This window comes from Kribbia dieselivorans NBRC 106261 (assembly GCF_001552435.1).
Lineage (GTDB): Bacteria > Actinomycetota > Actinomycetes > Actinomycetales > Dermatophilaceae > Kribbia > Kribbia dieselivorans.
Map to the genome: position 1 here is coordinate 1 of NZ_BCRE01000253.1, position 3272 is coordinate 3272.

Sequence of the window (3272 nt, forward strand, 5' to 3'; positions counted from 1 at the left end):
GCCTGGGCCACGGCCGCCGGCTACGCCCGCCGCTCCCCCGTGGTTGGGATCCCCACCCCGCCGCCCGCGCGCCGTGGCCCGGGCAGGGCCCAACTGCCCCCGAGGTGGGCCGAGCACGTCGCCGCCTGGACCGCGCACCAACAAGCCGGGGGCCGCGCCCCGTCCACTATCGACCTGCGCCGCCGCGCCCTAGCGTGCCTGGCCGCCACTTACGCCGACCCCTGGGACATCACCGGCGACGACCTGACCTTCTACCTCGCCCGAACGGACTGGTCCCCCGAGACCAAGCGATCCACCCGTAGTTCCCTGTCATCGTTCTACCGGTGGGCCGTGCGCGCCGGCAGGACCGATCACAACCCAACCGAGGCCCTCGACGGTGTACGCGTCCCCCGCGCGCTGCCCCGCCCGACCCCGGACGAAGCGGTCTGGGCCGCGCTGGCCGCCGCCGACGACCGCACCCGCCTGATGATCCTGCTGGCCGGCCTGGCCGGTCTGCGCCGCTCTGAGATCGCCGCCGTTCACACCGACGACCTGGACATGCCCGGGGTGCTCCGAGTCCGGGGCAAGGGCGGCCGGGATCGCCTGATCCCCCTGCATCCCGACCTCGCCGCAGCTCTGAACGCCGAGGTGACGCGCCGGCGCACCCAGGGCCCGCCCGGCACCGGCTGGACCGTGGCCGGCACCGCACCCGGATGGCTGTTCCCCGGATATGGCCCCGACTCGCACCTGCACTCCCACATGGTGGGCAAGTACGTCGGCGAAGCCCTGCCCGCCGGATGGACCGCGCACACCCTGCGCCACCGCTTTGCCACCCAGGCCTACGGCGCCACCCGGGATCTGCGCGCCGTGCAAGAACTCCTGGGACACAGCAAACCCGAGACCACCGCCCGCTATGCCGCCGTACCGGATCACAACCTGATCGCCGCCGTGGCCGGCGCCAACATGAACCACCGACCACACCGCCCAACGACGCCGATACAACGACAGTCCACAGGTCCGACGGAATAGCCGAAAATCATGCAAGGATGGGGACTCAGTGCACCACCGGGGCACACAGGGACGTTGAGGGAGGGGAGATAGCGCGTGACCGTTCTCAGTATGCGCGTGATCCCCACCGCGCCCGACTGTGCCACCGTTGCCCCACGCACCGTGAGTTACGTCGAGGCCGCCCAGGAAGTGGCCGCACGTTTCGTCCCCGTACCGGCCACGACGGCGGCCCGCGCCAACGCCGTCACGCATGCCGCTGTGGCGCTTCTTAGGCACCCGCGAGACCCTGCCCGATGGTCGGCCCTGGCCGATGCCCTGCAGGCCGCTGAGCGCCCCGCAGAGGCCGCCCACGCCGCGCGCCGCTCCCGCTGGCTGGACGACCTGATCCGGCGGGCCCAGCACGCGCTGGAACTCGCTCACCCGACTCTGCCCGACACCGCGACGCCACCGGGCCGCCACCCCGAGGCGAAGCCGCCCGATCCGCTGGTCAGCGCTCGCCAGCTGCTGACTGCGCCCTGCGCCCCGCCGGCCCACCGTGGCCCGCTCGCGCAGCGCTGAGCCTCACCCCCGGACCGTGGACCAAGACCCCCACGGGCCCGGGCCCCGCCCGTGAGAGGAACGCGCCCGCTCGACGTGACGCTGACCGAGCACGCCACCCACCCCACGCCCTCGATCCCGAGGCCCCGCAGCGCCCGACCCACCCGGGCCCGCTGTGGCACGTCGCGCCGGCGAAACGTCCGCTATGTCCCACCCCACCACCGACCCAATCGCGCCCAGTGATCCCCTGCTGACCCGTCCCCAGGCATGGGACTATCTGGGAGTCTCGCGCCGGTTCCTCGACGGAGAAGCCGCCGCCGGCCGACTGCACCCCATACGCCTGGGCCGCTCGATCCGCTACCGCGTCAGCGAGTTGGAACGCTACCTGGAGACCTGCGCCACCCCGCGCGACCATGGGCGCCTCTAGCGTGAATCTGGCCTACACGTACTGGTCCCACCTGCCCGATGCCGCCTTCCGCGCGCTGGTCTGGATGTGCATTCAGTCAATCGACCAAGACCGCCCGCCACGCTACTTCGGTGGCCGCGCAGCGCTCGCACGTGCCATAGGTCGCGAACCCGCCGGCGGTGGTCACCTGACCACCGCCGATCGCCAGGCCGTCACCCGCGCGTTGCGGACCCTGCGATCCGCTGGCGTCATCACGCCGACCAACTCACCCCGCCCAGGACAATCCGCCGAGTACGCCCTACACCTTTCGCCCCAGGCGCATGACCCTGTGGATAACTCGTTATCCACAGGCGCCCACATGGTGAATGGGTATCACCCAGTGATACCCAAAACGGCCCGAATGGGTATCACTCAGTGAACGCAATGGGTATCACTCAGTGAACGCAATGGGTATCACTCAGTGAACGCAATGGGTATCACCGCGTGATACCCCAAGGAGAAGTGAGGAACAATGAGGAATACAGAGGAACCGGGAGACCAGGTCTTAAAGGTCACCAAGGGCGCGGTGCCAGGCCTGTGGAAATCCACGGGCAGGCAGCGCGGACGGCCCGCACACGATGCCGGCACCCCTCACCCCCGGGCCCGGGGAAGAACCGCCAAGGGGAAGGGGAGGGGCCCCGGGGGCAGGACACCCCCGGACCGCATGACGGCCGACCACCGTGCCATCTACATGGCGTACAAGGCGCTGGACTGGCGCCGAGAGACGATCCCGCTTCCGCAGCAGGATGGGAGGATCGACCTCTACGCCCGCGCCCTGCGCGCCCGCTCGACGCCGCACCCTGACCGACTGGCGATCGCGCTGGTTATCCTCGACTGGATCACCGCCGAACACGAGAGGTTCCTTGCGCGCCGGCCCGCGTCGCGCGCCAGGCACCGACGCTGAAGCCGCCCCCAGTTTTTTTGAAGCACGGGTCGCCGGAAGAGGCCGCCCTCTCCTGTTTCTCCCCCACCCCGACCCGGCGTTTTCTAACCGGGCCAAAACTGCACGAAACTGGCACTATGACACCAAAACGCGGGCGGCCGCGCCTGCCGGTCCCCACCGATCTGGCACGCCACGTCCGAGCTGGCGCGACGGATATCGACCTTGCCGACTACTACGGTGTCCACCGCCACACCGTCGCCTCATGGCGCCGAGCCCAGTCCATCCAACGACCGCTGCCCAAGGTGTTCGGTGCCGAGGTGACCCGCGACGTGCCGAGGCCTCGCTGACGGGCCAGGGCCCCGAGGTCGCCGGCCGCGGGGTCGCCGGGCCCCTCGACGTGCCGGTGCCGTGGTCGCCGGT

General features: G+C 70.6%; 5 protein-coding genes. 4 read left to right on the forward strand and 1 reads right to left on the reverse strand.

All coding sequences use genetic code 11. The features are described from left to right. The 4 genes from KD1_RS17550 to KD1_RS15495 form a co-directional block, all read left to right on the forward strand. Positions 1-1008 (forward strand): tyrosine-type recombinase/integrase (locus KD1_RS17550; protein WP_068403404.1); only part of this gene is annotated, 1008 nt, incomplete at its 5' end. Between the two features lie 75 nt (positions 1009-1083). Continuing rightward, the gene (locus KD1_RS15485; RefSeq protein ID WP_068403406.1) at positions 1084-1545 is read left to right on the forward strand and encodes a hypothetical protein; all 462 of its coding nucleotides are present in this window, start codon (positions 1084-1086) and stop codon (positions 1543-1545) included. Positions 1546-1729: 184 nt separating this feature from the next. Continuing rightward, complete coding sequence (locus tag KD1_RS15490; protein ID WP_068403409.1) at positions 1730-1951, forward strand: helix-turn-helix domain-containing protein; 222 nt, start codon at positions 1730-1732, stop codon at positions 1949-1951. Between the two features lie 682 nt (positions 1952-2633). Further along, the gene (locus KD1_RS15495; protein ID WP_068403411.1) at positions 2634-2873 is read left to right on the forward strand and encodes a hypothetical protein; all 240 of its coding nucleotides are present in this window, start codon (positions 2634-2636) and stop codon (positions 2871-2873) included. A gap of 211 nt (positions 2874-3084) precedes the next feature. Here KD1_RS15495 and KD1_RS17240 read toward each other — a convergent pair. Further along, a partial coding sequence (locus tag KD1_RS17240; RefSeq protein ID WP_217995914.1) for a hypothetical protein occupies positions 3085-3272 on the reverse strand: 188 nt, incomplete at its 5' end.